The sequence below is a fragment of the Streptomyces sp. JJ36 genome, assembly GCF_021696945.1.
Taxonomy (GTDB): domain Bacteria; phylum Actinomycetota; class Actinomycetes; order Streptomycetales; family Streptomycetaceae; genus Streptomyces.
Genome location: NZ_JACYHE010000014.1, coordinates 61,453 through 86,794 on the forward strand (window position 1 = coordinate 61,453; position 25,342 = coordinate 86,794).

The 25,342-nt window shown below is 74.3% G+C and carries 23 protein-coding genes and 1 riboswitch; of the genes, 10 read left to right on the top strand and 13 right to left on the bottom strand.

Annotated elements, in window-relative coordinates; genetic code table 11:
- The first annotated feature begins 30 nt into the window (after positions 1-30).
- The gene (locus tag HOY81_RS08425) at positions 31-498 is read left to right on the top strand and encodes a DUF4265 domain-containing protein (protein ID WP_237319608.1); all 468 of its coding nucleotides are present in this window, start codon (positions 31-33) and stop codon (positions 496-498) included.
- A 214-nt stretch (positions 499-712) separates the two neighbouring features.
- Here HOY81_RS08425 and HOY81_RS08430 read toward each other — a convergent pair whose 3' ends face one another.
- Together HOY81_RS08430 and HOY81_RS08435 are read right to left on the bottom strand one after the other, a co-directional pair.
- Positions 713-979: a DUF4031 domain-containing protein gene (locus tag HOY81_RS08430; RefSeq protein ID WP_237319609.1), complete on the bottom strand. Its 267-nt coding sequence runs from the start codon at positions 977-979 to the stop codon at positions 713-715.
- Between the two features lie 70 nt (positions 980-1,049).
- Positions 1,050-1,430 (bottom strand): hypothetical protein, encoded by a 381-nt coding sequence (locus tag HOY81_RS08435; protein ID WP_237319610.1) that lies wholly within the window; start codon positions 1,428-1,430, stop codon positions 1,050-1,052.
- Between the two features lie 341 nt (positions 1,431-1,771).
- Between HOY81_RS08435 and HOY81_RS08440 the strand changes: the two genes are divergently transcribed.
- Entirely contained in the window at positions 1,772-2,632 is an 861-nt protein-coding gene (locus tag HOY81_RS08440; RefSeq protein WP_237319655.1) for a MurR/RpiR family transcriptional regulator, read from the top strand.
- A 234-nt stretch (positions 2,633-2,866) separates the two neighbouring features.
- On the top strand, positions 2,867-3,829 hold the full coding sequence (gene murQ, locus HOY81_RS08445; protein WP_237319611.1) for an N-acetylmuramic acid 6-phosphate etherase: 963 nt from the start codon (positions 2,867-2,869) through the stop codon (positions 3,827-3,829).
- Between the two features lie 85 nt (positions 3,830-3,914).
- Here the strand turns inward: murQ and HOY81_RS08450 are convergent, their stop codons facing one another.
- The 6 genes from HOY81_RS08450 to thrC all read right to left on the bottom strand — a co-directional run bounded on the left by HOY81_RS08450 (position 3,915) and on the right by thrC (position 10,619).
- Positions 3,915-4,370 carry a hypothetical protein gene (locus HOY81_RS08450; protein WP_237319612.1) on the bottom strand — a complete coding sequence of 152 codons (456 nt, stop codon included), beginning with the start codon at positions 4,368-4,370 and terminating at the stop codon, positions 3,915-3,917.
- Positions 4,371-4,552: 182 nt separating this feature from the next.
- A complete protein-coding gene (locus HOY81_RS08455; protein WP_306423457.1) occupies positions 4,553-5,833 on the bottom strand; it encodes a YihY/virulence factor BrkB family protein in 1,281 nt (426 codons plus the stop codon).
- A gap of 368 nt (positions 5,834-6,201) precedes the next feature.
- Positions 6,202-7,830, bottom strand: a complete 1,629-nt coding sequence (gene groL / locus HOY81_RS08460; RefSeq protein WP_237319613.1) for a chaperonin GroEL — start codon at positions 7,828-7,830, stop codon at positions 6,202-6,204.
- A 352-nt stretch (positions 7,831-8,182) separates the two neighbouring features.
- The gene (locus HOY81_RS08465) at positions 8,183-8,386 is read right to left on the bottom strand and encodes a cold-shock protein (protein WP_016472377.1); all 204 of its coding nucleotides are present in this window, start codon (positions 8,384-8,386) and stop codon (positions 8,183-8,185) included.
- Between the two features lie 538 nt (positions 8,387-8,924).
- Entirely contained in the window at positions 8,925-9,203 is a 279-nt protein-coding gene (locus tag HOY81_RS08470) for a MoaD/ThiS family protein (RefSeq protein WP_237319614.1), read from the bottom strand.
- Between the two features lie 123 nt (positions 9,204-9,326).
- On the bottom strand, positions 9,327-10,619 hold the full coding sequence (thrC, locus tag HOY81_RS08475) for a threonine synthase (protein ID WP_237319615.1): 1,293 nt from the start codon (positions 10,617-10,619) through the stop codon (positions 9,327-9,329).
- A 17-nt stretch (positions 10,620-10,636) separates the two neighbouring features.
- Positions 10,637-10,779: riboswitch (SAM riboswitch) on the bottom strand.
- Positions 10,780-11,078: 299 nt separating this feature from the next.
- Here thrC and HOY81_RS08480 point away from each other — a divergent pair.
- From HOY81_RS08480 to HOY81_RS08490, 3 genes are all read left to right on the top strand, one after another.
- The gene (locus HOY81_RS08480; protein ID WP_237319616.1) at positions 11,079-12,551 is read left to right on the top strand and encodes a trehalose-6-phosphate synthase; all 1,473 of its coding nucleotides are present in this window, start codon (positions 11,079-11,081) and stop codon (positions 12,549-12,551) included.
- 133 nt (positions 12,552-12,684) lie between these two features.
- On the top strand, positions 12,685-14,172 hold the full coding sequence (locus tag HOY81_RS08485; RefSeq protein WP_237319617.1) for a hypothetical protein: 1,488 nt from the start codon (positions 12,685-12,687) through the stop codon (positions 14,170-14,172).
- A 9-nt stretch (positions 14,173-14,181) separates the two neighbouring features.
- Positions 14,182-15,162 carry a hypothetical protein gene (locus HOY81_RS08490; RefSeq protein WP_237319618.1) on the top strand — a complete coding sequence of 327 codons (981 nt, stop codon included), beginning with the start codon at positions 14,182-14,184 and terminating at the stop codon, positions 15,160-15,162.
- Between the two features lie 138 nt (positions 15,163-15,300).
- On the opposite strand, the gene otsB is transcribed toward HOY81_RS08490, so the two are convergent.
- The 4 genes from otsB to HOY81_RS08510 form a co-directional block, all read right to left on the bottom strand.
- Positions 15,301-16,149 carry a trehalose-phosphatase gene (gene otsB / locus HOY81_RS08495; RefSeq protein ID WP_237319619.1) on the bottom strand — a complete coding sequence of 283 codons (849 nt, stop codon included), beginning with the start codon at positions 16,147-16,149 and terminating at the stop codon, positions 15,301-15,303.
- Positions 16,150-16,335: 186 nt separating this feature from the next.
- Positions 16,336-16,611 carry a hypothetical protein gene (locus HOY81_RS08500; RefSeq protein WP_237319620.1) on the bottom strand — a complete coding sequence of 92 codons (276 nt, stop codon included), beginning with the start codon at positions 16,609-16,611 and terminating at the stop codon, positions 16,336-16,338.
- 186 nt (positions 16,612-16,797) lie between these two features.
- The gene (locus HOY81_RS08505) at positions 16,798-17,016 is read right to left on the bottom strand and encodes a DUF3263 domain-containing protein (protein WP_237319657.1); all 219 of its coding nucleotides are present in this window, start codon (positions 17,014-17,016) and stop codon (positions 16,798-16,800) included.
- Positions 17,017-17,249: 233 nt separating this feature from the next.
- Positions 17,250-18,518, bottom strand: coding sequence for an extracellular solute-binding protein (locus tag HOY81_RS08510; protein ID WP_237319621.1), 1,269 nt, complete (start codon positions 18,516-18,518; stop codon positions 17,250-17,252).
- A 410-nt stretch (positions 18,519-18,928) separates the two neighbouring features.
- Between HOY81_RS08510 and HOY81_RS08515 the strand changes: the two genes are divergently transcribed.
- From HOY81_RS08515 to HOY81_RS08530, 4 genes are all read left to right on the top strand, one after another.
- Positions 18,929-19,894, top strand: coding sequence for an SIS domain-containing protein (locus HOY81_RS08515; RefSeq protein ID WP_237319622.1), 966 nt, complete (start codon positions 18,929-18,931; stop codon positions 19,892-19,894).
- Positions 19,895-20,794: 900 nt separating this feature from the next.
- A complete protein-coding gene (locus tag HOY81_RS08520; RefSeq protein ID WP_237319658.1) occupies positions 20,795-21,721 on the top strand; it encodes an ROK family protein in 927 nt (308 codons plus the stop codon).
- Between the two features lie 5 nt (positions 21,722-21,726).
- Positions 21,727-22,926, top strand: a complete 1,200-nt coding sequence (nagA, locus tag HOY81_RS08525) for an N-acetylglucosamine-6-phosphate deacetylase (protein ID WP_237319659.1) — start codon at positions 21,727-21,729, stop codon at positions 22,924-22,926.
- Between the two features lie 181 nt (positions 22,927-23,107).
- Positions 23,108-24,052: a 1-phosphofructokinase family hexose kinase gene (locus tag HOY81_RS08530; RefSeq protein ID WP_237319623.1), complete on the top strand. Its 945-nt coding sequence runs from the start codon at positions 23,108-23,110 to the stop codon at positions 24,050-24,052.
- 124 nt (positions 24,053-24,176) lie between these two features.
- Here HOY81_RS08530 and HOY81_RS08535 read toward each other — a convergent pair whose 3' ends face one another.
- Positions 24,177-25,223 (bottom strand): hypothetical protein, encoded by a 1,047-nt coding sequence (locus HOY81_RS08535; RefSeq protein ID WP_237319624.1) that lies wholly within the window; start codon positions 25,221-25,223, stop codon positions 24,177-24,179.
- Positions 25,224-25,342: the final 119 nt, after the last annotated feature.

Below are 25,342 nucleotides of genomic sequence, written 5' to 3' on the forward strand. Positions count from 1 at the left end.
ACGCCTGTGCCCAGGGAGTACGGAGCAGACATGGACACAGCGCACGAGGTCATCCACATCCGGCTGCGGCAGGAGGGGGACTGGCCGCCCGTCGCGCAGGAGGAGGTCACCGCGGTCCCGCTGGGCGAGCACCGGTACCGGCTGGCGGACCCGCCGGCGTTCGCCAAGCGGCTCGCCGTGGGGGACGTGGTCCGTGTCCTGCACCACGGAGAGCCGGAGGTGCCCTGGATCGACGAGCTGCTGGAGCACAGCGGTCACTCCACCCTGCGGGTGATCGTCTTCCGGCAGGCCGGTGAGGCGGCCGAGCGGGAGCTCGCCGACCGCATGACGGCTCTCGGGGCCACGGTGCACCGCACCCCGCTCGACGGGCTCCTGGCGCTCGACGTGCCGGCGAGCGTGCCGTACGACCCGGTGCGCGCCGCGCTGGAGGACGGCGAGGGGCGCGGGCTGTGGGAGTACGAGGAGGGCTCGGTCTCGGCCGTGCACGACGCCGGCTGACGGAACGGGAAGGACGAGAGGGGGCCGGTGACCGCACAGCGGTCGCCGGCCCCCTCGTCGTGGACGGCACGGGGGCGGCGGGGACGGCCGGCGGGCGGGCGCGTCCGGGCGCGGCGGGGCCGGTGCGGGGGCCGGTGCGGGGGCCGGTCCGGCCCGGTCGGCTCCGGCCCGGTGCCAAACCGGTCGGGCCGGGGCCGGGCCGGTCGGGGGAGGTTCAGGGGGCGCGGAGGCGGGGACGGCGGAGGCCGGCGCCGGTGAGGCGGCGCAGCAGCTCCTTGCTGGTGACCTCGACGGCACCGTGCCGCACGGCGGCGGCGTACCGTTCGGCGGGCACGTCGTAGTGGTCCCGGTCGAAGGCGCGGCGGGGGCAGCCGATGGCGGCCGCGAAGGCGTGCAGCTCCTCGTAGGAGACGTCGCTCACCAGATGGGACCAGGTACGGCCGTGCCCGGGCCAGACGGGCGGGTCGATGTAGACCGTCACCGGCGGCACCGCCCCGCGGTCGCCGGGACCGGTGCGGGGGCCGGCGCCCGTGCCGTACGTCTGCCGGGGGTCACAGCCGGCTCCCCAGGGAACCCACCCGCGCGACCGCGGTCGCGGTCTTCCCGCACACCCAGTGCGGGTTCTCCCCGAGTTCGGGCTCGATGTCGAGCGCGTGCAGGTCGGTGCCGCCGCAGACCGGGCAGAGCGGCCACCGCCCGTAGCGGTCCAGGAGCGCGTCCTGGACGTCCTGGGCGATGAGCCCGCCGACGAAGGCGACGCCGTCCGGCCACTGCTCGACCCACCAGCGGCGGTGCACCACGGCGTCCTCCACCAGGGAGACGACGTCCGCCTCGGCGACGTCGCTCGCGGTCAGGTCGGCGAGGACCAGTGCCCGCGCGGTGTGCAGCGCCTGTTCGAGTGCCTGCGTTTCCTCTGGAGATTGCTCAGCCATGCCTCAATTGCACCAAAGTTCGGCCGCACGTGAATCCGTGGGCGGTGCCGGGGGCGTTCGGAGGCCGCTAGGGCGCCGCCCGGGACCCCGGCACGGGCCGCTCGGAACCCCGGCACGGGCGGCTCGGAACCCGGCACGGGCGGCTCGGGACCGCTCCGGAAGGCGACTCCGGCGGTTCCGTGGGCGGCGGGAACGGCCGGTTCCGCACCCTTGACGCTCCGAGGCGGCGAAAATATCTTCCTTCCGTGACCTATGGCGTGAAGGAAAATTTCACCGGTGCCTTCGGTGCCCACGGCGCCGGTCCCCCCGCCCGTGGCGCGGGGCCGCCCGGGCCGGGCGCGCTGGCCGCGAAGGTGCGCACCATGGCGCCCTCCATGACCCGCTCCATGCAGCGCGTCGCCGAGGCCGTGGCGCACGACCCCGCGGGCTGCGCCCAGCTCACCGTCACCGGGCTGGCCGAGCGCACCGGCACCAGCGAGGCGACGGTCGTGCGGACCTCGCGGCTGCTGGGCTACCCGGGCTACCGCGACCTGCGGCTCGCGCTGGCCGGGCTCGCCGCCCAGCAGGAGTCCGGCGCCGCGCCCTCCGTCACCGCCGACATCGCGGTGGACGACCCCCTCTCCGAGGTCGTGGCCAAGCTCGCCCACGACGAGCAGCAGACACTGGCGGACACCGCCGCGGGGCTGGACACCGGTCAGGTGGAGGCGGCGGTCGGCGCCCTCGCCGGGGCCCGCCGCATCGACGTCTACGGCGCCGGCGCGTCCTCCCTCGTCGGCCAGGACCTGGCGCAGAAGCTGCTGCGCATCGGCCTGGTGGCGCACGCCCACGCCGACCCGCACCTCGCGGTCACCAACGCGGTGCAGTTGCGGGCGGGCGACGTGGCCCTGGCCATCACCCATTCGGGTCGTACGGTCGACGTGATCGAGCCGCTCCGGGTGGCCTTCGACCACGGGGCGACCACCATCGCCCTCACCGGCCGGCCGGACGGCGAGGTCGCCCAGTACGCCGACCACGTGCTGACGACCTCGACGGCCCGCGAGACGGAGCTGCGGCCGGCCGCGATGTCCAGCCGCACCAGCCAGCTCCTGGTGGTGGACATCCTCTTCATAGGCGTCGCACAGCGCACCTACGAGACCGCGGCCCCGGCGCTCTCCGCCTCCTACGAGGCGCTGGCGCACCGCCACTCGCCGCGCCAGCGCTGAGCCGCGGGCGGCCCCCGCCGCCCCGGTCCGGCACGGCACCACCGGTACGCCATCCGGCACCACCCACCGGCACCGCCGCAGCGCACCGCCCGGCCCGCGCCGGGCCCCGCCGCCCCGGCGGCACCGCGCCGCTGCCCGTACGGGGCGTTCCGCCCGTACGCCCGCCGCCGCACCGCCGCCCGGCGGGCGGCTCCCCTCGCACCCACCGGACCCGGAAAAGAGCCGCCTCCCCTCATGACCTCCCCCGCCGAATCCCCTGACGGTGCACACGTCCCGTCCCTCGGCGAGCTCCGCGCCCAGCTCGAGACGCTGACCACCGAGGCCTTCCGCAGCGAGCTGTCCGAGATCGACCGGCTGCCGACGCTGGAGATCGCCCGCCTGATGAACGGCGAGGACGCCACCGTCCCCACCGCCGTCGCCGCCGAGCTGCCCGCGATCGCCGGCGCCATCGACGCCGTGGCCGCCCGGATGGCCCGCGGCGGGCGGCTCGTCTACGCGGGCGCCGGCACCGCCGGCCGGCTGGGCGTGCTGGACGCCAGCGAGTGCCCGCCGACCTTCAACACCCGCCCCGGCCAGGTGGTCGGGCTGATCGCGGGCGGCCCCCCGGCCATGGTCGCCTCCGCGGAGGGCGCCGAGGACAGCAAGGAGCTGGCCGCCGCCGACCTGGACGCCCTGGCACTGGGGCCGGACGACGCGGTGGTGGGGGTCTCGGCCTCGGGGCGCACCCCGTACGCCGTCGGCGCCGTCGAGCACGCCCGGGCGCTCGGCGCGCTCACGGTGGGGCTGGCCTGCAACGCCGGTTCGGCACTGGCCGCGGCGGCCGAGCACGGGATCGAGGTGGTGGTGGGGCCGGAGCTGGTCACCGGGTCCACCCGGCTCAAGGCGGGCACGGCGCAGAAGCTGGTGCTCAACATGGTCTCCACCGTCACGATGATTCGGCTCGGCAAGACCTACGGGAACCTGATGGTCGACGTGCGGGCGTCGAACGAGAAGCTGCGCGCCCGTTCGCGGCGGATCGTGGCGCTGGCGACGGGCGCGGACGACGACGAGATCGAGGCCGCGCTGGCGGCGACGGACGGCGAGGTCAAGAACGCCATCCTGTTCCTGCTGGGCGAGGTGGACGGGCCGACCGCGGCCCGGCTGCTGAGCGAGTCGCACGGGCACCTGCGGGCCGCCCTGGAGGCCGCCCGGCGCTGAACGCGCCGGACGGCGCCCCGGGTGGGGCGGCCGCCATGGCGGGGCCGCCCCGGAGTCCGGACGGTCCGTACGCCGGTCCGGCCGGTCAGCGGACCGTCACGGTGAACGGCCGCGACATGGTGCCGGCCGAGGCCATCCGGAGGGTGTTCCGGCCCTTCATGCCGAGCTTGGCCCGCAGCACGTAGGTGTGGTCGCGCTTGACCACGGTGCTGGCGGGCAGCGACACCCAGCGGTTGCCCTGCTTCTGCTGGAGCGTCACGCTCGTGCCGGGCACGATGTGCATCGTACGGCCGGCGATGCGGAACGGCTCCCACTGCCGGACGGTCGCGTGCTGCGGGCCCGCGCTGAGCATGGGCAGCATCGCGGCGTCCCGGTCCTGACGGCTCTGCTGCTCCTGCCGGCGGTCCTCCGGCGCGCCGGATCTGGCCCGGTCGCCCGGCCCCGGGTCTCCGGCGGCGGTCGCCGCGGCGGCGCCCGCCCCCAGGAGGCTCAGGGCGAGCAGACCGGCGACGACGGGGCGGGTGGTGAGGGTGGGCTTCATGCTGTCCTTCCCGTTCACATGCGGAGATGATGACCCTTCGCATAAAACAGGAAGACAGCATTCCGTTTCATCTGACGTGCGGACGGTCGGCCTGTCGATCAGCCCAACGGCCCAGCGGGCCGGGTGCAGTGGGCCGGGTGCAGTGGGCCGGGTTCGGGGGCGGTGGGCCAGGTCCGGGGGCGTCAGAGCTTCCGGGTGTCCTTCGGCTCCGCATAGGGCTCCTCGCCCTCCGGATGCCCGGCCTCGAGCGCCCGCTCCCGTTCCAGCTCGGCGTTGAACTCCAGGCCGAGGAGGATGGCGAGGTTGCTGAGCCAGAGCCAGATCAGGAAGATGATGATCGCGGCCAGGCTGCCGTACGTCTTGTTGTAGCTGCCGAAGTTCGCCACGTAGAAGCCGAAGGCGACCGAGGCGACGATCCAGATCAGCACCGCCAGCACGCTGCCCGGCGTGACCCAGCGGAAGCGGCGCCGCACGTTCGGGGCGGCCCAGTAGAGCACCGAGATCACCACGCTGACCAGCAGGATCATCACCGGCCACTTGGCGTAGTTCCAGACCGTGACGGCGGTGTCCCCCAGCCCGAGCACGTCCCCGGCCCGCTCGGCGAGGCCGCCGGTGACCACCACGCCCACGGCGACGAGCGCCAGCAGCACCACGACGGCGACGGTGGTCAGGAAGCGGGTGGGCAGCGTCTTCCACGCCGGGCGGCCCTCGCCGATGTCATAGACCGCGTTGGCCGCCCGCATGAAGGCGGCGATGTAGCCGGAAGCCGACCACAGCGCCAGGATGAGGCCGATGACGAGCGCGAAGCCGGCCGTGCCGCTGCTGCCCCGCAGTTGCTCCAGGAAGCTGGTGAGCGTGTCCCGCACGGGTCCGGGCGCGAAGCCGCTCAGGTTGTCGATCAGCGAGTTGATCGCCGAACTCCCCATCAGACCGAGGATGGAGACCAGTGCCAGCAGCGCCGGGAAGATGGACAGGATGCCGTAGTAGGTGAGCGCGGCGGCCAGATCGGTCAGGCCGTCCTTCTTGAACTCCTTCACGGTGCGTTTGGCGACCGCTCCCCACGCACGCCCCGGCAGCTCGCTGGGTCCCTTCGCCGGGGGGCCGGCTTCGGCGGTGCCGTGCTCGCGCTCGGCACCGGGCTCCCGGCCGGCGGGTTCACGGCCCGCGGCGGGCTCGCGGCCGGCGGGCTCCCGCGCACCGGACTCCCGGCCGGCACCGGCAGGGCGGCCGCCGGGCTCGGCGGTACGGTCACCGCTGCGAGCGGGTTCGCCGGGCGGGCGCTCCGGGGGCGCACCGGCCCCGGGCGGGCGCGCCGCATCGCGTGCCCCGGTGCCCGGCGCACGTTCCGGACCTGGGCGGGCAGCGTCGCGTCCCGCTTCGTCCGCGCCGCCCCGGGAGGCCGCCTGCTGGGCCTCCGCCTTCTCGTCGACCTTCGTGTCGCGACGGAATCGGTGCCGTGCCATGGGTCCTCCGCTGTCTCCGCTCGGGCTGTGGGGTCACCCGGTGAAGCCGGGTTTCCGGCTGCGGCGAGCGAAAACCGCGAAGGGGAAAAACGGGACATCCGGCACGCTCCCACCGGGCGTATCCGCCCGGGCCCGGTCCACGCCCGGCGCGCCAGGCCCCCACCCGGCCCCGAAGGCGCCGAAGGCCGAGACGGGCTTCCGCCCGGCCCCGCCGACGCCGTCGTCGTCCTGTCCGTGGCGGGTGGCCGGGTCCCGAGGGTGGCGTACGGGAGGTCGCACACGGCCGAGGGCGGCCCCTCCGTGCGGAGGAGCCGCCCTCGGTGCGTACGCCGGTGCGTACGCCGGAGCAATCCGGTCCCTGGGAGGGATCAGAAGCCCATGTCACCGCCCATGCCACCGGTCGGGTCCGCGGCGCCGGCCGCGGCCTTCTCCGGCTTGTCGGCGATGACGGCCTCGGTGGTGAGGAAGAGCGCCGCGATGGAGGCGGCGTTCTGCAGCGCGGAGCGGGTCACCTTGGCCGGGTCGATGATGCCCTCGGCGATCATGTCGACGTAGTCGCCGGTCGCGGCGTTCAGGCCGCGGCCCTTCTCCAGGTTGCGCACCTTCTCCACGACGACGCCGCCCTCGAGACCGGCGTTGACCGCGATCTGCTTGAGCGGGGCCTCCAGCGCCAGGCGGACGGCCTGGGCACCGGTCGCCTCGTCGCCCTCGAGGTCCAGCTTCTCGAAGGCCGAACCGGCCTGCAGCAGGGCCACGCCACCGCCGGCGACGATGCCCTCCTCGACAGCGGCCTTGGCGTTCCGCACCGCGTCCTCGATGCGGTGCTTGCGCTCCTTGAGCTCCACCTCGGTGGCGGCGCCGGCCTTGATGACGGCCACGCCGCCGGCCAGCTTCGCGAGGCGCTCCTGGAGCTTCTCGCGGTCGTAGTCCGAGTCGGAGTTCTCGATCTCGGCACGGATCTGGTTCACCCGGCCGTTGACCTGCTCGCTGTCGCCGGCACCGTCGACGATGGTGGTCTCGTCCTTGGTGATGACGACCTTGCGGGCGCGGCCCAGCAGCTCCAGCCCGGCGTTCTCCAGCTTGAGGCCGACCTCCTCGGAGATGACCTGGCCGCCGGTGAGGATGGCGATGTCACCGAGCATGGCCTTGCGGCGGTCGCCAAAGCCCGGGGCCTTCACCGCGACGGACTTGAAGGTGCCGCGGATCTTGTTCACCACGAGGGTGGACAGGGCCTCGCCCTCGACGTCCTCGGCGATGATCAGCAGCGGCTTGCCCGACTGCATGACCTTCTCCAGCAGCGGAAGGAGGTCCTTCACGTTGCTGATCTTGGAGTTGACGATGAGGATGTACGGGTCCTCGAGCTCCGCCTCCATGCGCTCCATGTCGGTGGCGAAGTAGGCGGAGATGTAGCCCTTGTCGAAGCGCATGCCCTCGGTGAGCTCGAGCTCGAGCCCGAAGGTCTGCGACTCCTCGACGGTGATGACGCCTTCCTTGCCGACCTTGTCCATCGCCTCGGCGATGAGCTCGCCGATCTGGGTGTCGGCGGCGGAGATGGAGGCCGTGGAGGCGATCTGCTCCTTGGTCTCGACGTCCTTCGCCTGCTCCAGCAGAGCCGCGGACACGGCCTCGGTGGCGCGCTCGATGCCGCGCTTCAGGGCCATCGGGTTGGCGCCGGCGGCGACGTTGCGCAGGCCCTCCTTGACGAGCGCCTGGGCCAGGACGGTCGCGGTCGTCGTGCCGTCACCGGCGACGTCGTCCGTCTTCTTCGCGACCTCCTTGACCAGCTCGGCGCCGATCTTCTCGTAGGAGTCCTCGAGCTCGATCTCCTTGGCGATGGACACGCCGTCGTTGGTGATCGTGGGGGCGCCCCACTTCTTCTCCAGCACGACGTTGCGGCCCTTGGGGCCGAGCGTGACCTTGACGGCGTCGGCGAGCTGGTTCATCCCGCGCTCGAGGCCGCGCCGCGCCTCCTCGTCGAACGCGATGATCTTGGCCATGTGAAGTGGTCCTCCCGGACAGTCGGGGGTACCCCCGGCACGCCGTGCCGGGGGGCGGATTGCTCCGGACCGCGCTGGCGCCCGCGACGGACGGCCTGCGTACGGGCGGTTCCTTGCCCCGCCCGGCTGCACGGCCTCACCGACCCGGTCCTTCTGTCACTCTCACTCGCAGAGTGCTAACGCCCATGATTAGCACTCTGCCCCCCTGAGTGCAAGCGCCACCGGGACGGGCGCGGGCACCTCCCCGGCCGGGCGGAACCCCGTCCCGCGGGGCACGCACAGCGAGGGCCCGCGCCGCCGCGGTGCGGTGGCGCGGGCCCTCGCCGAAGAAGCTGGGGGTCCCGGTCGGCGCTCAGCCGGTCACACGGACCATGTCCGCCTGCGGCCCCTTCTGACCCTGCGAGATCTCGAACTCGACCCGCTGTCCTTCGTCCAGGGTGCGGTAGCCGTCCATCTGGATCGCGCTGTAGTGGACGAACACGTCCGCACCACCGTCGACCGCGATGAAGCCGTACCCCTTCTCCGCGTTGAACCACTTGACGGTGCCCTGAGCCATTACTAACTCCCCTATTACTGGCCCTTGCGCGGGCCCGCACCTCGCGGACCCGGGTCAGACCTCACCTCCGGGCCGCCCGGAGGTGTGCGCCGGAACGCGTCGACCGACGCTGAATGTATCTGCCCGTACGCCGTCTGCAACAGGTCAATCGGACGAGAATTCGGGGCACGGCAAATCGGGAATATGCCGTCAAATGGCGCGAATACCGGGCAAAAGGGAAGCACCACATGCGGAGAAAGACGACAAAAACGGCACCGAATTGCGGCAGAACTTGTCGCGTTCACATATGCGGTGGGCACGCGCGGGGAAACGCGCGGGGAGGGGTGGCCCCACCCTACTCCCATCCGGAACGCGGAATCGCCCCCTCCGTTTCCACCCGTGTCCGGGAGGAGGGGGCGATTCCGGCGTCCGGGTGCGCCGGCGGACGCTCCGGCTGTGGACGCGGAACGCACGCCCGCGCCGGACGGGCCCGGGCCGGACACGGGACGGACCGGCGCTCCGGGCGGCCGGCCGCGGCGGGCCGGAACGGCAGAGCGGCTCAGCAGCCGCCGGCGACCGCCGGGATGATGGAGACGCCCGCGCCGTCCGGCGTCGGGGTGTCGAGGCCCTCGGCGAAGCGCACGTCGTCGTCGTTCACGTACACGTTGACGAAGCGGCGCAGCTTGCCGGCGTCGTCCAGGACCCGTGCGCCGATGCCGGTGTGGTTCTTCTCCAGGTCGGCCAGCACCTCGGAGAGGGTGGCGCCCTCGGCGGTCACCTCGGCCCGGCCGCCGGTGTAGGTGCGCAGGATGGTCGGGATGCGGACGTTGACGCTCATGGCGGGTTCACCTTCCGTGGGAAGCAGCGTGGGGAAAGCCGGGAAATGCGTAGGGAAAGCCGGGGACACCCCGGGGGCGTCCGGGACGCACCGGACGCGCAGGTGTACGGGCAGGCCGGGGCCTCAGGCCAGGCCGGCGTCGCGGAACGCGTCCAGGCTCGGCCGGATGGTCGCGCTGGGGCGGGCCGAGCCGGCGACCGCGTCCAGCGTCTTGAGGCCGTCGCCGGTGTTGAGCACCACCGTGGTCAGCGACGGGTCGAGGACGCCGTCCTGCAGCAGCTTCCGGGTCACGCCGACGGTGACCCCGCCCGCCGTCTCCGCGAAGACGCCCTCGGTGCGGGCCAGCAGCGTGATGGCGTCGACGACCTGCTCGTCCGTCACGTCCTCCACCGCACCGCCGGTGCGCCGGGCGACGTCCAGGACGTAGGGGCCGTCCGCCGGGTTGCCGATCGCCAGCGACTTGGCGATGGTGTCCGGCTTCACCGGGCGCACCACGTCGTGCCCGTCCTTGAAGGCGCGGGAGACCGGCGAGCAGCCCTCAGCCTGGGCGCCGAAGATCCGGTACGGCCGGTCCTCGACCAGGCCGAGGGAGATCAGCTCCTTCAGCCCCTTGTCGATCTTCGTGAGCTGCGAGCCGGAGGCGATGGGGACGACGATCTGGTCCGGCAGCCGCCAGCCGAGCTGCTCGCAGATCTCGTACGCGAGGGTCTTGGAGCCCTCGGCGTAGTACGGGCGCAGGTTGACGTTCACAAAGCCCCAGCCCTCGCCCAGCGGATCGCCGATGAGCTCCGAGCAGAAACGGTTCACGTCGTCATAGGTGCCCTCGATCCCGACCAGGTCGCCGCCGTAGACCGCGGCCATGACGACCTTGCCCTGCTCCAGGTCGTGCGGGATGAAGACGCAGGACCGGAGGCCGGCGCGGGCCGCGGCGGCACCCACGGCCCCGGCGAGGTTGCCGGTCGAGGAGCAGGAGAGGGTGGTGAAACCGAAGGCGCGGGCCGCCTCGACGGCGATCGCGACCACCCGGTCCTTGAAGGAGTGGGTCGGGTTCCCGGAGTCGTCCTTGACGTGCAGCTCTCCGGTGACGCCCAGCTCGCGGGCGAGGTTGTCGGCGCGCACCAGCCTGGTGAAGCCGGGGTTCAGGTTGGGCCGGCCGGCCACGTCGGCAGGCACGGGCAGCAGCGGCGCGTACCGCCAGATGTTGTCCGGGCCGGACTCGATGCGCTTCCGCAGGCCCTCGGGATCGCCGCCCGGCAGGTCGTAGGCGACCTCCAGCGGCCCGAAACACTCCGCACAGGCGAAGACCGGGCCCAGCGGGTTGCGGGCGCCGCACTCGCGGCAGGAGAGCGCTGCGGCGGGGCCGAGCGCGACCGGGGCGGCGGCGTCGGAGGACTGCTCGGGAGCTTGCACAGCCATGAAGGCGAGGCCCTTTCTCCTCATCTTCCTCGTGACGTATCTCGCCACGAGCCGGAATTGGCACCTTCCCGAGCCGGGAGCCCCGCCGTGGTGACGGAAGACCGACTGGAGGGTTGCCGGGGCTTCATCGGGCCGTTCCCTCTGCCCCTCTGGATGAGCGGTATGAAGTTGTGAAAGCGGAGAGCGGGATCGGCCCCGCATTCCCGGGGCGTCCGCCTCGGTGACGACTCTAACCGAAGGTGTGGGACGCCGAAGCGGTCGTCCGAACCGCGAGACGGACCGCGGACGCCGCCGCGCCGGGGCGGGGGCCTGCGGCGCCGCGTTCCGGCCGCCGCCCCCGGCGGGTGTTCCGGCACAGGGTTCCGCCCACCGCACCCGGCGGGGGGTTCCGGCCGGGGTGTGGGCACGCACACGGAGCGGCGACGTTTGGGCGGCGCGCCCGAAGGCTAGGCTCGAGCCATGGTCGCCGAGCGTTCCGCCCAGGTACTCGTCGCGTCGAACCGGGGTCCCGTCGCCTACTCCCGCGCCGAGGACGGCACCCTCAGCTCCCGCCGCGGGGGCGGAGGCCTCGTCTCGGGGCTCAGTGCGATCGGCCCCGACGCGGACGCCGTCTGGGTGTGCGCCGCGCTGGGCGACGCGGACCGGGAGGCGGCCCGCCGGGCGGGGGCCCGGCTCTCCCCGGAGGAGACCGGCGGCCAGGCAGTCCGCATGCTGGACATCCCGGCGGAGGTCTTCTCCGGCGCCTACAACGGCGTCGCGAACTCCGTGCTGTGGTTCGTCCACCACCTGCTCTACCAGACGCCGTTCGAACCCGCTTTCGACGCGGTCTTCGCCGGCCAGTGGGCGGCGTACGAGCGCTACAACGCCGCCTTCGCCGACGCGCTGGCCGAGGAGGCCGCCCAGGGCGCCACCGTGCTGGTGCAGGACTACCACCTGGCGCTGGTCCCCGCGCTGCTCCGGGACCGCCGCCCCGACCTGCGGACCGGGCACTTCTCGCACACCCCGTGGGCACCGCCGGACTACTACCGGCTGCTGCCCGACCACGTCGCCGCCGCGGTGCTGCGCGGCATCCTCGGCGCGGACCGGGCCGCCTTCCTGACCGCGCGCTGGGCACGGGCGTTCGCGGACTGCTGCGCCGAGGTGCTGGGCGCCGAGGTGGGCGAGGCCGGCGGTGACGGGGGGTCCGGCGACGAGCTCACCGTGACCTGCGAGGGCCGCACCACCCGGCTCGGGGTGCATCCGCTGGGTGGGGACGCGGAGTTCCTCCGGGAACGCTCGCGCCGCCCGGACGTCGCGGAGCGCATGCAGCAGCTCCGGGCGCAGATCGGCGGCGGCGACCGCCGTACGGTCGTGCGGGTGGACCGCACGGAGCTGTCCAAGAACATCGTGCGCGGTCTGCACGCCTTCCGGCGGCTGCTCACCGAACACCCGGAGTGGCAGGGCCGGGTGGTGCACCTCGCCTTCGCCTACCCCTCCCGGCAGGACCTCGCGGTCTACCGCGACTACACCGCCGAGGTCGCCCGCGTCGCCGAGGAGATCAACGCCGACTTCGGCACCCCGGCCTGGACCCCGGTGATCCTGCACGTCCAGGACGACTTCGCCCGCTCCCTCGCCGCCTACCGGCTGGCGGACGTGGCGCTGGTGAACCCGATCCGGGACGGGATGAACCTGGTCGCCAAGGAGGTGCCGGTGGTCTCGGACCACGGCTGCGCGCTGGTGCTCTCCCGCGAGGCGGGCGCCGCCGCCGAACTCTCCGAGGACGCCCTCATGGTGAACCCGTACGACGTCACGGACACCGCCCGCGCCCTGCACGAGGCGCTCTCCATGCCCCCGGAGGCCCGCGCCGAGCGCACGAAGCGCCTCGCCGCCGCCGGCACCGCCCTGCCCCCCACCGCCTGGTTCCTCGCCCAGCTCGACGCCCTGCGGGGATAGCGGCCCGGGCCCTTCCGGAGCCGGCGTGCTGTGACCGGCCCGTGGCAGAGACGGGAAGTCCCGTCCCGTCCGCCGCACTATCCTCGGACCACGGGCAATGCGGTGGCCATGACAGAACGCCCTCAACGCGAAGGTGCACGGCTCGGACAACGGGCAGAAGAAGGCGTACCAGGCGATCCAGCGCGGGCTCGCCGACTCCCTGGGCACCGCCACCCGGGACACGGACTCCCCCTTCTACCGGCAGTGGCGCAAGGACATGCAGCAGGTGGGCGTCAAGGAGTTCGACGGCCCGCTGGGACCGGACGCGCCGCTGGAGGGTGCCGAACAGAAGGTCCGCGGCTACCAGTCGCTGCTCACCCTCATGAAGAGCGGCGACCCCGAGGCCTACTCGCCGCAGTTCCTCCAAGACCTCGGCAACGACATCTACCGCGCCGAGAAGGAGAGCAAGGGCGACATCTGGGATGTGAACCAGGCCTACGGCGGCAAGGACGCCCGCTGGTTCGCGAACGACCCGCTGGACAGCACCCTCGGCCTCATGAGCCACCACCCCGGAGCCGCGACCACCTTCCTGGACCCCGGCCCGGAGGGGAGCAACGGAAAGCTGTCCTACCTCCTCCACGAGCGTGACTGGAACGGGATCGTCCCCGTTTACGAGGACTGGCACGGCAACGTGGCGGTCGGGGTGACCGAGGGCCACCCGGTGGAGGACATCGACGCGCGCCACGGATTCGGACGTGCGCTGGAAGCGGCCGCCACCGGTCACGAGCCGCTGAGCGAGGGCGAGTCCGGCGGCCCGCCCGCACCGCACTCCCCCGCCGAGGCACGGGTGATGCAGCAGACCATCCTCGGCCTGGACAAGGACGCGGGCGGAGAAGATGTGCCGGAAGGCATCCGGAAGAACCTCGGGCGTGCGCTGGCGGGCTACGTGCCCGACACCTACGCGATCCTCGCGGAACAGGGAGGCAGATACGACTCGCCGGGCGGTGGAGGCATCTGGACGGACGGGGACGAGGCCGGCATCAACACCGGCAAGGGCAGCCTCATGCGGGTCATGCGCGGCGTCTCAGAGGACGGTCAGTCCTACGCGCTGCTGTACGACGCCAACCGACTCTACGCGGCAGAGCAACTGGCCGACGCCCCGCACCAGATCGCCCCCGGCGAGGAGGTCTGGAAGAACCGCGGCAGCGACGCGGCGGCGGCCATGGGCGCACTCAACACCATCGGTGCGGACGTCGTCTACGACGAGCGGGACGACAAGAAGGCCTGGGCCGCGGACACCCAGCGCTATGGCTACCACGGAGCCGGCAGTCTCGTCACGGGCCTGCCGGTCGTCGGAGACGTGGCACAGCGGACCATCGACGCCGTGGGCTACGAATGGCAGAAGGACGTGGAGGCCACGGCCGATGCCAGGGCGCTGGAGAAGGAGTCGGAGAAGTATGAGGCGGGGGTGACCGGCACCCAGGACCTCATCGACCAGTTCGCCAAGGAACGCGGCATCCCGATCGACCCGGAGAACAAGAACGATCCGCTCTTCAACGAGTACCGCGCCATGCTCAGAGAGGCGAAGCAGTCCTATGGCACCTCCCGCGAGGACGGCGCGACCCATCTCGGTTGGCACTAGGAGGATCACGTGAAGCGCGCCAAGGGATGGGCGGTCGCTTCGGCGGCCGTGCTCGTCGTCGCGGGCGGGACGTACGTCTCGGCGAACACCAATCTGCTGGGCTCCGAGGAGCTGTGCCACGGCCTGTTGACGGACTCCACGGTGCAGGAGGTGATCCCCGGTCCGGGCCGGCTCTCGAGCGAGGACCTCGGTGCGACGTCCTGCCGCGTGACCCAGTCCTCCCTGGGGATCGGCGCCGGGGACACGGAGGTGGAGCTGGACGTGCAGTCCGAGGACGCCGGATTCCCCTTCGAACGCGGCTTGTGGCAGATGACGGGCCGGAAGGCGGTCTTCACCGAAGGGGCGACCGGAGTGGCGAGCGCCCGCGGCGGGTGGGTGCTGTTGCCGGAGGGGTGCGAGGTGAGCGGCCCGCTGGTCGGGGACGATCCCGAGCAGATCGTCCTCAAGGCGGTGTTCTTCGAAGGCGAGGCCGATCCGGCCGGTGTGGCCCGGCTCCTCGGCGAGGCGGCGCACGGCCTGGCCGTCCGCAACGACTGTGACGCCGACGCCGTACGGGCACCCGAGCAGGTGGCGGAGCCGGATCCGGTACGGAACACGGCCCCCGGGAAGCTCTGCTCCCTCCCGGGCCTGGAGGTGTCACGACTGGAGTCCGACCGCGGCAGGCCGGTGGAGCAGACCTCCGGTGCCCTCGAGCGCGACTGGTTCTGCGACCTGTACTTCACCGACGACACGCACGGGCCGTACACCCAGTTCGCGGTGGTACGGGACGAACGTCTGACGGCAGGGGCCAGGGCCGCGGACGGGCCTTCCTGGACGGCCCAAGCGCTGTGCGACGGGACGCGGACACATTTCCTGATGGACAGCAACGACTACCCCTGGAACCCAGAGGAGCGCAGTGCTGCCGGGCTCCCGGACGAGCAGGAGCTTTTCCAGCGCTTCGTCGAGGCGGCCGCCAAGGCCGCGGGGTGCCCGGTGCCTGACGCCGTCTGACCCGGCGACGCGTGCCCCGGGCGCGCCGGCGCACGGACCGGCTCAGCCGGCGGCCGGGGCCGGGGGCACCGGCCGCGGCCCCGGGGGCCGTGGCCTCCCGCCGCGGGTCGCCCGGTGCGTCCGTCGCCTCTCCGCGGGTCACGCGCCGCTCGCCGCGGGCAGCGCCGCCGCCAGCGCCGTCAGCAGCCGGACGACGCCCTCGGGCCCGTCCACCACCAGGTCGGCGCGGTCGGCGAGCGCGGTGACCTCGTCGCTGCCGCTGCACACCAGCAGTCCCCGCACGCCCTCGCCGCGCAGCCGTTCGACGGCGTCGAAGGCGGCCAGGTCGCCGAGGTCGTCGCCCGCGTAGAGCACGGTGCGGGCCCCGGTCTCCCGGACCAGGCCGGTGAGCGCCTGCCCCTTGTCCATGCCCGGGGGCCGCAGCTCCAGCACCAGACGGCCGGGCTCGACGGTGAGGCCGTGGCGTCCGGCGAGGACGGCCAGCGGCGCCCGCAGCCGTTCCAGTGCAGCCGCCGGCTCGGCGGCCCGCCGGGTGTGGACGGCGAGCGCCCGGCCCTTGTCCTCCAGATGCACCCCCTGCTCGGACTCGGCGAGCAGGGCGGGCAGTTCGTCCCGCACGGCCTCGACACCGGGATGCGGCGGGGGCGTACGGACCTCTCCGGAGGCGGCGTCCCAGCGCTCGGCACCGTATCCGCCGAGAACCACCAGGTCGCCGAGGGCCGGGTCGGCCGTGAAGCCGCCGTAGCGTACGGCGAGTCCGGCGGGCCGACCGGTGATCACCGCGACCGCGGCGAGCCGGGGGGCGAGGCGGGCGAGTGCGGGAGCGGCCTCCGGGTGGGCGCGCGCCTGGTCCGGGTCCGGCACGATCGGGGCCAGGGTGCCGTCGAAGTCGACGGCGACGAGGGCCTGTCCCGGGCGGGCCAGCAGCGCGTCCAGCCCGGCCCGGCCGGCGTCGGTGGCGGGGGTGGGAAGGTCGTCACGTCCCATGCGCGGGACCCTACCCGCTCTCCGTGACGCCGGGGTGACGTGTTCCGGACGGGACGACCGGACGGGCGACCGGACCGGAGGGCCGGACCGGGCGACGGCGCCCGGCCGTACCACCACCACGCCGCGGGCCCGTGGTCCCGGCCCGCGTACCGGCCGCGACCCCGCAGGGCCGGGCGGGCGGCGCGCTCAGACCTGGACGGCGGCGAGGCCACTGCGCAGGTCGTCCAGGGACATGGCCGGCTGCAGGCTGAGCTCCGCCCCGAAGTGCTGGAAGAGGGGCTCGGAGAGCGTCGGGATCCGCGAGGGGTCGTCCAGGTCGAAGACGATCACGCAGGACCGGCGTCCGTCGCGTGGGGTGAAGTAGACGGCCTCCGGCTGCATCCGGTCCAGTACCTGGCCCAGGACGTCGGCCACCCGGCCGCTCTGCACCATCGCGTTCGCCTTGTCGGTGTCCATGGTCACGGTCATCATCATGCGCACGACGGCCTCCGGGGACGGGGAGCGGGACGCCTCTCAGCCTCGGGCCGCCGGGGCGGGGACGCGAGCGGGCGGGGGCCGGTGGAGTGGCCCGCGCGGCACGCGGAACCCGGAGGGCCACACCGGAGCGGCGGAACGGCGCAGCCGGCCGGCCCGCGGTACGGCGCCGTCTCAGCGGCGGGTGCGGCGCGCGGCGCGGCGGCGGCGCAGCCGGTTCACGGTGACCGGGTCGTGGGCGAGCGCCCGCGGGTCGTCGAGCAGCGCGTTGAGGAGCTGGTAGTAGCGGGTCGGGGACATGTCGAGCCGTTCCCGTATGGCCCGCTCCTTCTCCCCCGGCCCCGACCAGCCGCGCCGCTCCAGCGCGAGCACCGCCCGGTCGCGCTCGGGCAGATCGCCGGGCGGCCCGGCGCCCCCGGCCGCCCCGCGCTCCTCGGCGCCCTCGGGCGCCGTCTCTCCTTCGGTGCTCACCCGGCCAACGTACCTGGCGGCACCCACGCGCCGCCCCGGCCAGGAACCGGGCCCGGCCCGCACGGCCGGCGGGGCGGGGCGCGGACGCGGGCGCAGACGGCAGGGCCGGGCGCTCCCTGCTCCACGCCTACGCCGGGGCGCTCCCAGCTCCGCGCCTACGCCGGGGACTCGGCGGCGTAGGCCACGCGCTGGATCTCGCCCAGCAGGGCCGCGGGGTCACCGTCGGGCCGGACCGCCTCGCCGATGGTGTCCTTGATCTTCCGGCTCACCTCGCCCCAGGAGACCTTGCCCACCGGGTAGAAGTGCGCGGTCGGCAGCTCTTCCAGGAAGGTCGCCAGCTTCTCGTGGTCCGGGTCGCGCTTCATGCGCGCGGAGGCGGAGGTGGTCACCGGCAGGAGGTCGTAGCGGTCGGCGAAGGCGTAGTGGTTCTCCTCCTGGAAGACGAAGGTGAGGAACGTGCCCACCGCCTCCTCGTTGCCGTCCCGCCGGAAGGCCATCGCCCAGTCGGCGACGCCCATGGTCGTACGGGCCGGCCCACCGCGCCCGGGGAGCACGGCGGTGCCGTAGTCGGTCTCGTGGCGGTCGGCCTGCTGCATCAGCGTCGGGTGGCCGTTGAGCATGCCGACCTCGCCGCGGGCGAAGGCGTCGAAGACCGCCTGCCGGTTGGTGCGCGCCGGGTCGGTGCCGGTCAGGTCCGCACCGACGAGCCGGTCGCGGAGCCAGGTGAAGGTGCGGATGTTCTCGGTGGAGTCGATGGTGTAGTTGCCGACGTTGTCGGTGTAGCCGCCGCCCCCGCCGAGCAGCCACATCATCGTCTCGGCCGGGGCCTCCTCCGGTCCCAGCGGCAGGCCGTACGGGATGCGGACGTCCGCCTCGCGCAGCGCCGCGGCGGCCTCCCGCAGTTCCTCCCAGCTCTCCGGCGGCGCGTCCGGGTCGAGTCCGGCGCGCGTGAAGAGGGTGCGGTTGTAGAAGAGCAGCCGGGTGCTGGAGACGAAGGGGAGCCCGTACTGGGTCCGCCGCACCTCGCCGGCCTCGGCGAGTCCGGGCAGGAAGTCGGCCTGCACGGGTATCGGCAGCAGCTCGCGGGCGCTGTACAGCCGGCCCTCGTCGGCGTAGCCGGCGTACGAGCCGATCTGCGCGATGTCGGGTGCCCGGCCGTCCTTCACCAGGGCCGCGACCTTCCGGTCCACCTCGGTCCAGGGATGGACCGCCACCTCCACGGTGATGCCCGGGTGCTCCTTCTCGAAGGCGCGCGCCAGGTCGTCCCAGTAGGCCTGGGAGCCGTTGCCGCCGCCCGGGTCGCCGTAGTCGGCCGCCACCACCCGCAGGGTGGTGCCCTCCGTCCCGCCGCAGCCGGTCGTCAGGCCGACCGTGCCCGCCGCGCCGGTCGCCGCCGCCAGCCGCAGGAATCGCCGCCGTCGCACCGAGACCGACCTCCCCTCGCCCGGTCGCCTCCGGGTTCGCCGTCCGTTCCGGAGCCGGACCGGTCGTGCCGGTCCGGCGTTCACCTGGGTGTGGGTGTCGCCCTCACCGCCGCACAAGGTCTACACCACCGGGACCGGGCACCGTGAGTGAGCCCCCCGGAACGACTCCGGTCGGCGAGGTACCGGTCGGCGAGGGCACCGCCGCGGGGCGCACGGCCCGTCGGGCGTCCGCTCCCGGGCGCCGTTGCCGCGACGCCGCCGGGCCTGCTATCCACATCCTGGGGACGGGGCGCGGCCCGGGCGGCCGTACCCGCCGCCGTACGCTCGCCCGTACGCGCGGCGCCGCCGCCGAACGAGCGGCAACCGAGCCGCATCCGTGAGCACCGTGAGCCGCACCCTGAGGAGCCCGCATGCCCAGCGCCGCCGGAGCCGGCCGGCCCGCGTCCCGCACCGCCGCCGAGCTCGTCACCCAGCCCGCCTGCTGGCGGCGTGCGGCGGAGGAGGCCGAGGGCTTTGGCGCGGCGCTCCCGCAGCGCGGCGAGCGCGTGGCGGTCGGCGGCTGCGGCACCTCCTGGTTCATGGCGCAGGCCTACGCGACCCTGCGGGAGGCCGCCGGGCAGGGGGAGACGGACGCCTTCGCCGCCTCCGAGTTCCCGGGGGCGCGGGCCGAGTCGTACGACCGGGTGGTGACGCTCAGCCGCTCCGGCACCACCACCGAGGTGCTGGAGCTCCTGGAGACCCTGCGCGACCGCACCCGCACGGTGGCCCTGACCGCCGACCCCGGTGCCCCGGTGCGGGAGGTCGCGGACCATGTCGCGGCCCTCGAGCACGCCGACGAGGAGTCCGTCGTGCAGACCCGCTTCGCGACCAGCGCGCTGGCCTTCCTGCGGGCGGGGCTGGAGCAGCACGGGCCGCTGCCCGCGAAGCCGGTCGCCGAGGCGGTGGTCGACGCGGAACTGGCGGTGAGCGCGCCGCTCCCGCGGACGGTGCTGGACGCCGAGCAGTGGACCTTCCTGGGCCGCGGCTGGACGTACGGGCTGGCGCTGGAGGCGGCGCTGAAGCTCCGTGAAGCGGCCGGCGTCTGGACGGAGGCGTACCCGGCCATGGAGTACCGGCACGGGCCGATCGCCGTCACCGGGCCGGGGCGCGTCGCCTGGGTGCTCGGCCCCCTGCCGAAGGGGCTCGCCGGCGAGGTGGACCGGGTGGGCGGCACCCTGATCGCCGACTCCGAGGCGGCGCGCGGGGGCGGGCGCGCCCTGGATCCGATGGCGGACCTCATCCGGGCCCAACGGCTGGCGGTGGCTCTCGCCGAGTCCCGCGGCCTCGACCCGGACCGGCCGCGCGGGCTCACGCGCAGCGTGATCCTCGACCCGTGAGACGGGGGGGGGCGAGCGGCTGCCTGGGCGGGGTGACTGGGTTTCGCGGCCGGGGCGCGAGGGCTTCGCGGCCGGGGTGCCTGGGCACTCGCCGCCGCCCGGCGGGCCGTGGCCGGTTGCGGTCACTGCTTGGCGGGCTACGGGGGGGGGGAGGGGTGGTGGGTGCCGGGCTCGTTCAGGATGCTGGTGACGGGTGGCGTGGTCGGCCGGGGTTCACCCACCGGTGACGGGGCCGGGCGGCGGGGCGGTCGGTAGCCGATGACGGGGTTGCGGTGGCGGGCTGCTGCCGCGCGGTGCTTGCGGTTTCGTCTTCTCGCTCCGCTCGTTGCACGTGCGTGGCAGTGCGCGGTCTGTCTGCGGGCCGTTCCGGAGTGGGGGTACGCCCCGCCGGCAGCCGGTGGGGACCGGGCTCTACGGCGTCCGGCCGTCCGGCCGGGCGCTCAGCCGCAAAGCTGATGTGGTCCGTCCCCCCGGCCTCCGGCCCGAGCCGGTCCGGCCTCGGCCTGTCCGGGCCCGCCCCGCGGCCTGACGGGCCGAGTCCGCACCCGGAAAGGCCCCGGACCCCGGAACGTAAGACCCGTCAGTGGGCACCACCCCTGACGATTCCCGGATGATCATGTACTGGTCCACGCTTTTGACAAAAATCGGCCCGAAATCCGTCAAAAGCGTGGACCAGTACAAGATCACGACGCGGGCAGGCCCCCAGCGACCCCCGACCGGCCCCGCACGGACAAGCGGAAGCGCCCCGCCCAGCGGCCGCCCGCACCCCCACCACCCCGACCGCCCAGCCGACCCACCCCTCCCCCACCCCCGCCCGCACGAGATCGCGCAAGTGGACTAGACCTCTCGCCCTCCACACGGGACACTGGACCCGTGAGTCCCTACGTCATCGCCCTCGACATGGGCGGCACCAGCATGAAGGCGGCCCTCCTCGGCCCGGCACCGGAGCACCGGCCGCTGTACGAGGCGCGGCGGGAGACCCCCCGCGAGGCGGGTCCGGAGGCGGCGGTGGAGGCCGTGCTCTCCTTCGCCGCCGAGCTGCGCGCGTACGGCGTCGAGCGCTTCGGCACCGAGCCGGCCGCCGCGGGGGTCGCCGTGCCCGGGGTACTGGACGGGGAGAAGGGCGTCGCCGTGTTCGCGGCCAACCTCGGCTGGCGGAACGTGCCCCTGCGGGCCCTGCTGCGCGAGCGCCTGCGCGGCACGCTGCCCGTGGCACTGGGCCACGACGTGCGGGCCGGCGGACTCGCCGAGGGACGGCTCGGCGCCGGGCGCGGCGTGGACCGCTTCCTCTTCGTGTCCGTCGGCACCGGCATCGCCGGGGCCCTCGGCATCGACGGCCGGGTGGAGCCGGGCGCACACGGCAGCGCGGGGGAGATCGGTCACATCGTCGTACGCCCCGGCCCGGACGGCCCGCCGTGCGGCTGCGGCGCGCGCGGCTGCCTGGAGACGCTGTCCTCGGCTTCCGCGCTGGGGCGCGCCTGGGCCTCGGCGTGCGGCGACCCGGCGGCGACGGCGGCGGACGCCGCCACGGCGGTGGAGTCGGGGGATCCGCGCGCCGCCGCGGTGTGGCGGGACGCCGTCGGTGCACTCGCCGACGGCCTCGTCACCGGACTCTCCCTGCTCGACCCGCGCGCGCTGATCATCGGCGGCGGGCTCGCCGAAGCGGGCGACACGCTGCTCGTGCCGCTGCGCGAGGCCGTGCGCGAGCGGGTCACCTTCCAGCACGTCCCCACGATCGTCCCGGCGGACCTCGGAGACGCCGCCGGCTGCCTGGGCGCGGGGCTTCTCGCCTGGGATCTACTCTCCGCGGAGGATGCGAGCCGATGACGGCGATGACACAGCGCAAGGTGCTCACCGGTGCCAGGTTGGTGCTGCCGGGAGGCGTGGTCGAGGACGGCCGGCTGACCGTGGACGGGAGCACGATCGCCGGCTGCGGCCCGGCGGCCGCAGCGGCACCCGGCACCGCCGCCCCGGCGGGGGCCGCGGCCGGAGCGCCGGAGACGGAGACGTACGACCTCGCCGGCCACTGGGTCGTCCCCGGCTTCGTGGACATGCATGTGCACGGCGGCGGCGGGGCGTCCTTCTCCGCAGGCACCCACGAGGAGGCCCTGCGGGTCGTCGGCACCCACCGGCGGCACGGCACCACCACGATGGTCGCCTCCACCGTCACGGGCGACCTGGCGGAACTGGCCCGGCAGGCGGGAGTGCTCAGCGAACTGGCCGAGCAGGGCGACCTGGCGGGCGTGCACTTCGAGGGCCCGTTCATCGCCCGGAACCGCTGCGGCGCCCATGAGCCCGCCCTGCTGCGCGACCCGGACCCGGGTGAGGTGCGCAAGCTGGTCGAGGCGGCGCGCGGCACGGCCCGCATGATGACCCTCGCCCCGGAGCTGCCGGGCGGGCTGGACTCCGTACGGCTGCTGGTGGACGCCGGAGTGGTGGCTGCCGTGGGCCACACCGACGCCGGCTACGAGGCGACCCGCGAGGCGGTGGACGCGGGCGCCACCGTGGCGACCCACCTGTTCAACGCCATGCCGGCGCTCGGCCACCGGTCGCCCGGCCCCGTCGCCGCGCTGCTGGAGGACGAGCGGGTCACCGTCGAACTGATCAACGACGGCACCCATCTGCACCCGGCCGTGCTGGAGCTGGCCTTCGCGGCGGCGGGCGGGGAGCGGGTGGCGTTCGTCACGGACGCGATGAGCGCCGCCGCCGTCGGCGACGGGGTCTACCCGCTGGGCCCGATGGACGTGGAGGTGCGGGACGGGGTGGCGCGGCTGGTGCAGGGCGGCTCGATCGCCGGTTCGACCCTGACCCTCGATCAGGCGCTGTGGCGCGCCGTCGCCGTCGACGAGCTGCCCGTCGAGGACGCCGTGCGGGCCCTGTCGGCCACCCCGGCCCGGCTGCTGGGCGTGGACGACCGGGTCGGCTCGCTCGAACCGGGCAAGGACGCCGACCTGGTGGTGCTGGACGGGGACTTCCGGCTGCGCGGGGTACTGCGGAAGGGCGCATGGGTGGTTTCGCCCGAGAAGCCCTGAGACACACCCGGCGGGCGGGGAGAACAGCCGGTCGGAGGCCCTGGGCCGACCGCCCGCCGGATGGCATGATCACTCCCGCAGTCCGTAGGCGACTCCGCCGGCGCGTGATGCCGTACACGTACGCCGTACACGCCGTGTGTGGGCGGGGAGCAGTGCACGTGAGCACAGGGGGTGGATCCGGGTGATCCTGACGGCGACGCTCAACACCGCCCTCGACCTCACCTATCGCGTCCCCCGTCTGGAGCGGCACGGCTCGCACCGGGTCCGCGAGGTGGCGGAGCGCCCCGGCGGCAAGGGACTGAACGTCGCCCGGGTGCTGGCCTCGCTCGGCCACGACACCGTGGTCACCGGCTGCACGGGCCGCCGTACCGGCGAGGAGCTGCGGGCGCTGCTCGGGGCCCACGGCACCGGCCCGGGGCGGATCACCGACGCGCTGGTCACCGTCGGCGGCAGCACCCGGCGCACGGTCGCGGTCGTCGACGAGGCGACGGGCGACACCACGCAGTTCAACGAGCCGGGGCCACATCTCCTCCCCGAGGAGTGGGAGAGCTTCCTCGCCGTCTACCGCGACCTGCTGCACGACCTCCGCCCGGACGCGGTGGCGCTGTGCGGCAGCCTGCCGCCGGGAGTGCCGGTGGGGGCGTACGCCACGCTGGTGCGCGAGGCGCGGACGGCCCGGGTGCCGGTGCTGCTGGACACCAGCGGGGAGCCGCTGCGCCGCGGGCTGGCCGCCCGGCCCGACCTGGTGAAACCGAACGTGCGGGAGCTGGCGGGGATCACCGGCACCAACGAGCCGCTGCGCGCCGCCCGTGCGGCCCGGCGGCGCGGGGCGAGCGCGGTGGCCGCCTCGCTGGGACCGGACGGGATGCTCGCGGTCACCCCGGAACACGCCTGGCACGCGGCGCCCCCGCGCCGCTACCCGGGCAATCCGGCCGGGGCCGGGGACTCCGCGGTGGCCGCGCTGCTCTCCGGGCTGGTGGAGGGGCTGCCCTGGCCGGAGCGGCTGGCCCACGCGGTGGCCCTGTCGGCGGCGACCGTACGGGCGCCGGCGGCCGGCGAGTACGACGCGGAGCTCTACGCGGAGCTGCTCCCGCGGATCGCGGTCACCGAGCAGCCGGCGGCCTGAGGCCCCGGGGCGGTGCGCACGGCCGGAGCGGCCGCGCGGGCCCGTGGGTGCCGCACCGGACCGCGGCACCGGGCCTGAGCGGCGGCCCGTGCGGCGGGCCTGAGCGGCGGCCCGTGTGGCGGGCCTACTTGGCGGGCTCCAGCCACACCTGATCGAGATTCACATCACAGGAGTCCCCGGCCTGGCAGGAGATGTCGAAGACGTTCGCGCCCTCGTGCACGTTGACCGTGGCGTAGGTGTAGGTCCAGCCCTTGGACCAGTCGCCCTCGGGTGCCTTCGCGAAGTTCTCCATGTTGAGGCCGGTGGCGTGGTCCTTGCCGTTCACCGCCAGCGAGAGGTGCATGTCCTTGCCGGGCACGGTGTAGCGCACGTGCAGGTTGTACTGCCCGGCCTTGGGGACCTCGGTGCGCCAGCGGGCGGAGGAGCCGGGGGTGTTCATGCCGGCGACGTACATGCCGTTCTTGCCCTTGGCACCGGGGATGGTCTTCTCCAGCTGTGCCTTGCCGCCGAGGCGCAGCGCGGCCGCGTCCTCCTTGGGGAGCGCGGCGTCGCCGTCCTTCCCGTCCTTCTTGTCACCGGCGGCCTGCTGACCGGAGTCCTGGCCGCCGTCGGCACCGCCGTCACCGCCGGCGCCGGCCGTGGGCGTGGCGCCGGGGTCGCCGCCCGCGGTGTCGCCCCCGTCGCCGTTGAAGATCATGGCGGCGCCGATGCCGATGACGACGGCCGCGACGACGGCGACGGCACCGATGAGCAGCCCGTTGTGGCTGCCCCCGCCGCGCCCGCGGCCGCCGCCGGGGGCGCCCTGGGCGCGGGTGGCGGCACGGCCGCCGGGCACCGTCTCGGGAGCGGCGTAGTGGGCGTTGGGGTTGTGCGCAGCGGGGCCGCCGGGACCGCCGGGCGCCTGGCCGGGCATGCCCTGCTGCGGGAAGCCGCCGCCCTGCTGCGCGCCCTGCGGGCCGGCGCCGTGCGGCGCGCCCTGCTGCGGCACGCCGGCGCGGGCGCCGTACTGACGCTCCCCCACGGCACGGACCTGGTTGTACGACCGCCTGGGGACGCCCGGCTGCTGCGCGGCCCGCGTCGCCGCGTCCGTACCGCCGTTCTCCTGGCGGTACAGGTAGCCGAAGGGGTCGTCGTCCCCGGTCGCACCCGTGCCGTTGTTCTCGGCGGTCATCCCCTGTCACTCCCTACTGCGTCAGGTATCCGGCCGAGCCTACCTCCCCCGGGTGGCCTCCACGCCAACGAACGGGTGATCGGGGGCCGGACACCCGGTGAAGCCCGGTGCCGTGGTCC

Coding starts and splice junctions, on each gene's coding strand:
- otsB (WP_237319619.1), bottom strand. CDS start 16,149: ATGGGACGTGACGACCTTCCCACCCCCGCCACCGACGCCGGCCGGGCC.
- murQ (WP_237319611.1), top strand. CDS start 2,867: ATGACCTCCCCCGCCGAATCCCCTGACGGTGCACACGTCCCGTCCCTC.
- HOY81_RS08455 (WP_306423457.1), bottom strand. CDS start 5,833: ATGGCACGGCACCGATTCCGTCGCGACACGAAGGTCGACGAGAAGGCG.
- HOY81_RS08470 (WP_237319614.1), bottom strand. CDS start 9,203: ATGAGCGTCAACGTCCGCATCCCGACCATCCTGCGCACCTACACCGGC.
- HOY81_RS08515 (WP_237319622.1), top strand. CDS start 18,929: ATGCCCAGCGCCGCCGGAGCCGGCCGGCCCGCGTCCCGCACCGCCGCC.
- HOY81_RS08435 (WP_237319610.1), bottom strand. CDS start 1,430: ATGGCTGAGCAATCTCCAGAGGAAACGCAGGCACTCGAACAGGCGCTG.
- groL (WP_237319613.1), bottom strand. CDS start 7,830: ATGGCCAAGATCATCGCGTTCGACGAGGAGGCGCGGCGCGGCCTCGAG.
- HOY81_RS08480 (WP_237319616.1), top strand. CDS start 11,079: ATGGTCGCCGAGCGTTCCGCCCAGGTACTCGTCGCGTCGAACCGGGGT.
- HOY81_RS08425 (WP_237319608.1), top strand. CDS start 31: ATGGACACAGCGCACGAGGTCATCCACATCCGGCTGCGGCAGGAGGGG.
- HOY81_RS08450 (WP_237319612.1), bottom strand. CDS start 4,370: ATGAAGCCCACCCTCACCACCCGCCCCGTCGTCGCCGGTCTGCTCGCC.
- HOY81_RS08535 (WP_237319624.1), bottom strand. CDS start 25,223: ATGACCGCCGAGAACAACGGCACGGGTGCGACCGGGGACGACGACCCC.
- HOY81_RS08520 (WP_237319658.1), top strand. CDS start 20,795: ATGGGCGGCACCAGCATGAAGGCGGCCCTCCTCGGCCCGGCACCGGAG.
- thrC (WP_237319615.1), bottom strand. CDS start 10,619: ATGGCTGTGCAAGCTCCCGAGCAGTCCTCCGACGCCGCCGCCCCGGTC.
- nagA (WP_237319659.1), top strand. CDS start 21,727: ATGACACAGCGCAAGGTGCTCACCGGTGCCAGGTTGGTGCTGCCGGGA.
- HOY81_RS08465 (WP_016472377.1), bottom strand. CDS start 8,386: ATGGCTCAGGGCACCGTCAAGTGGTTCAACGCGGAGAAGGGGTACGGC.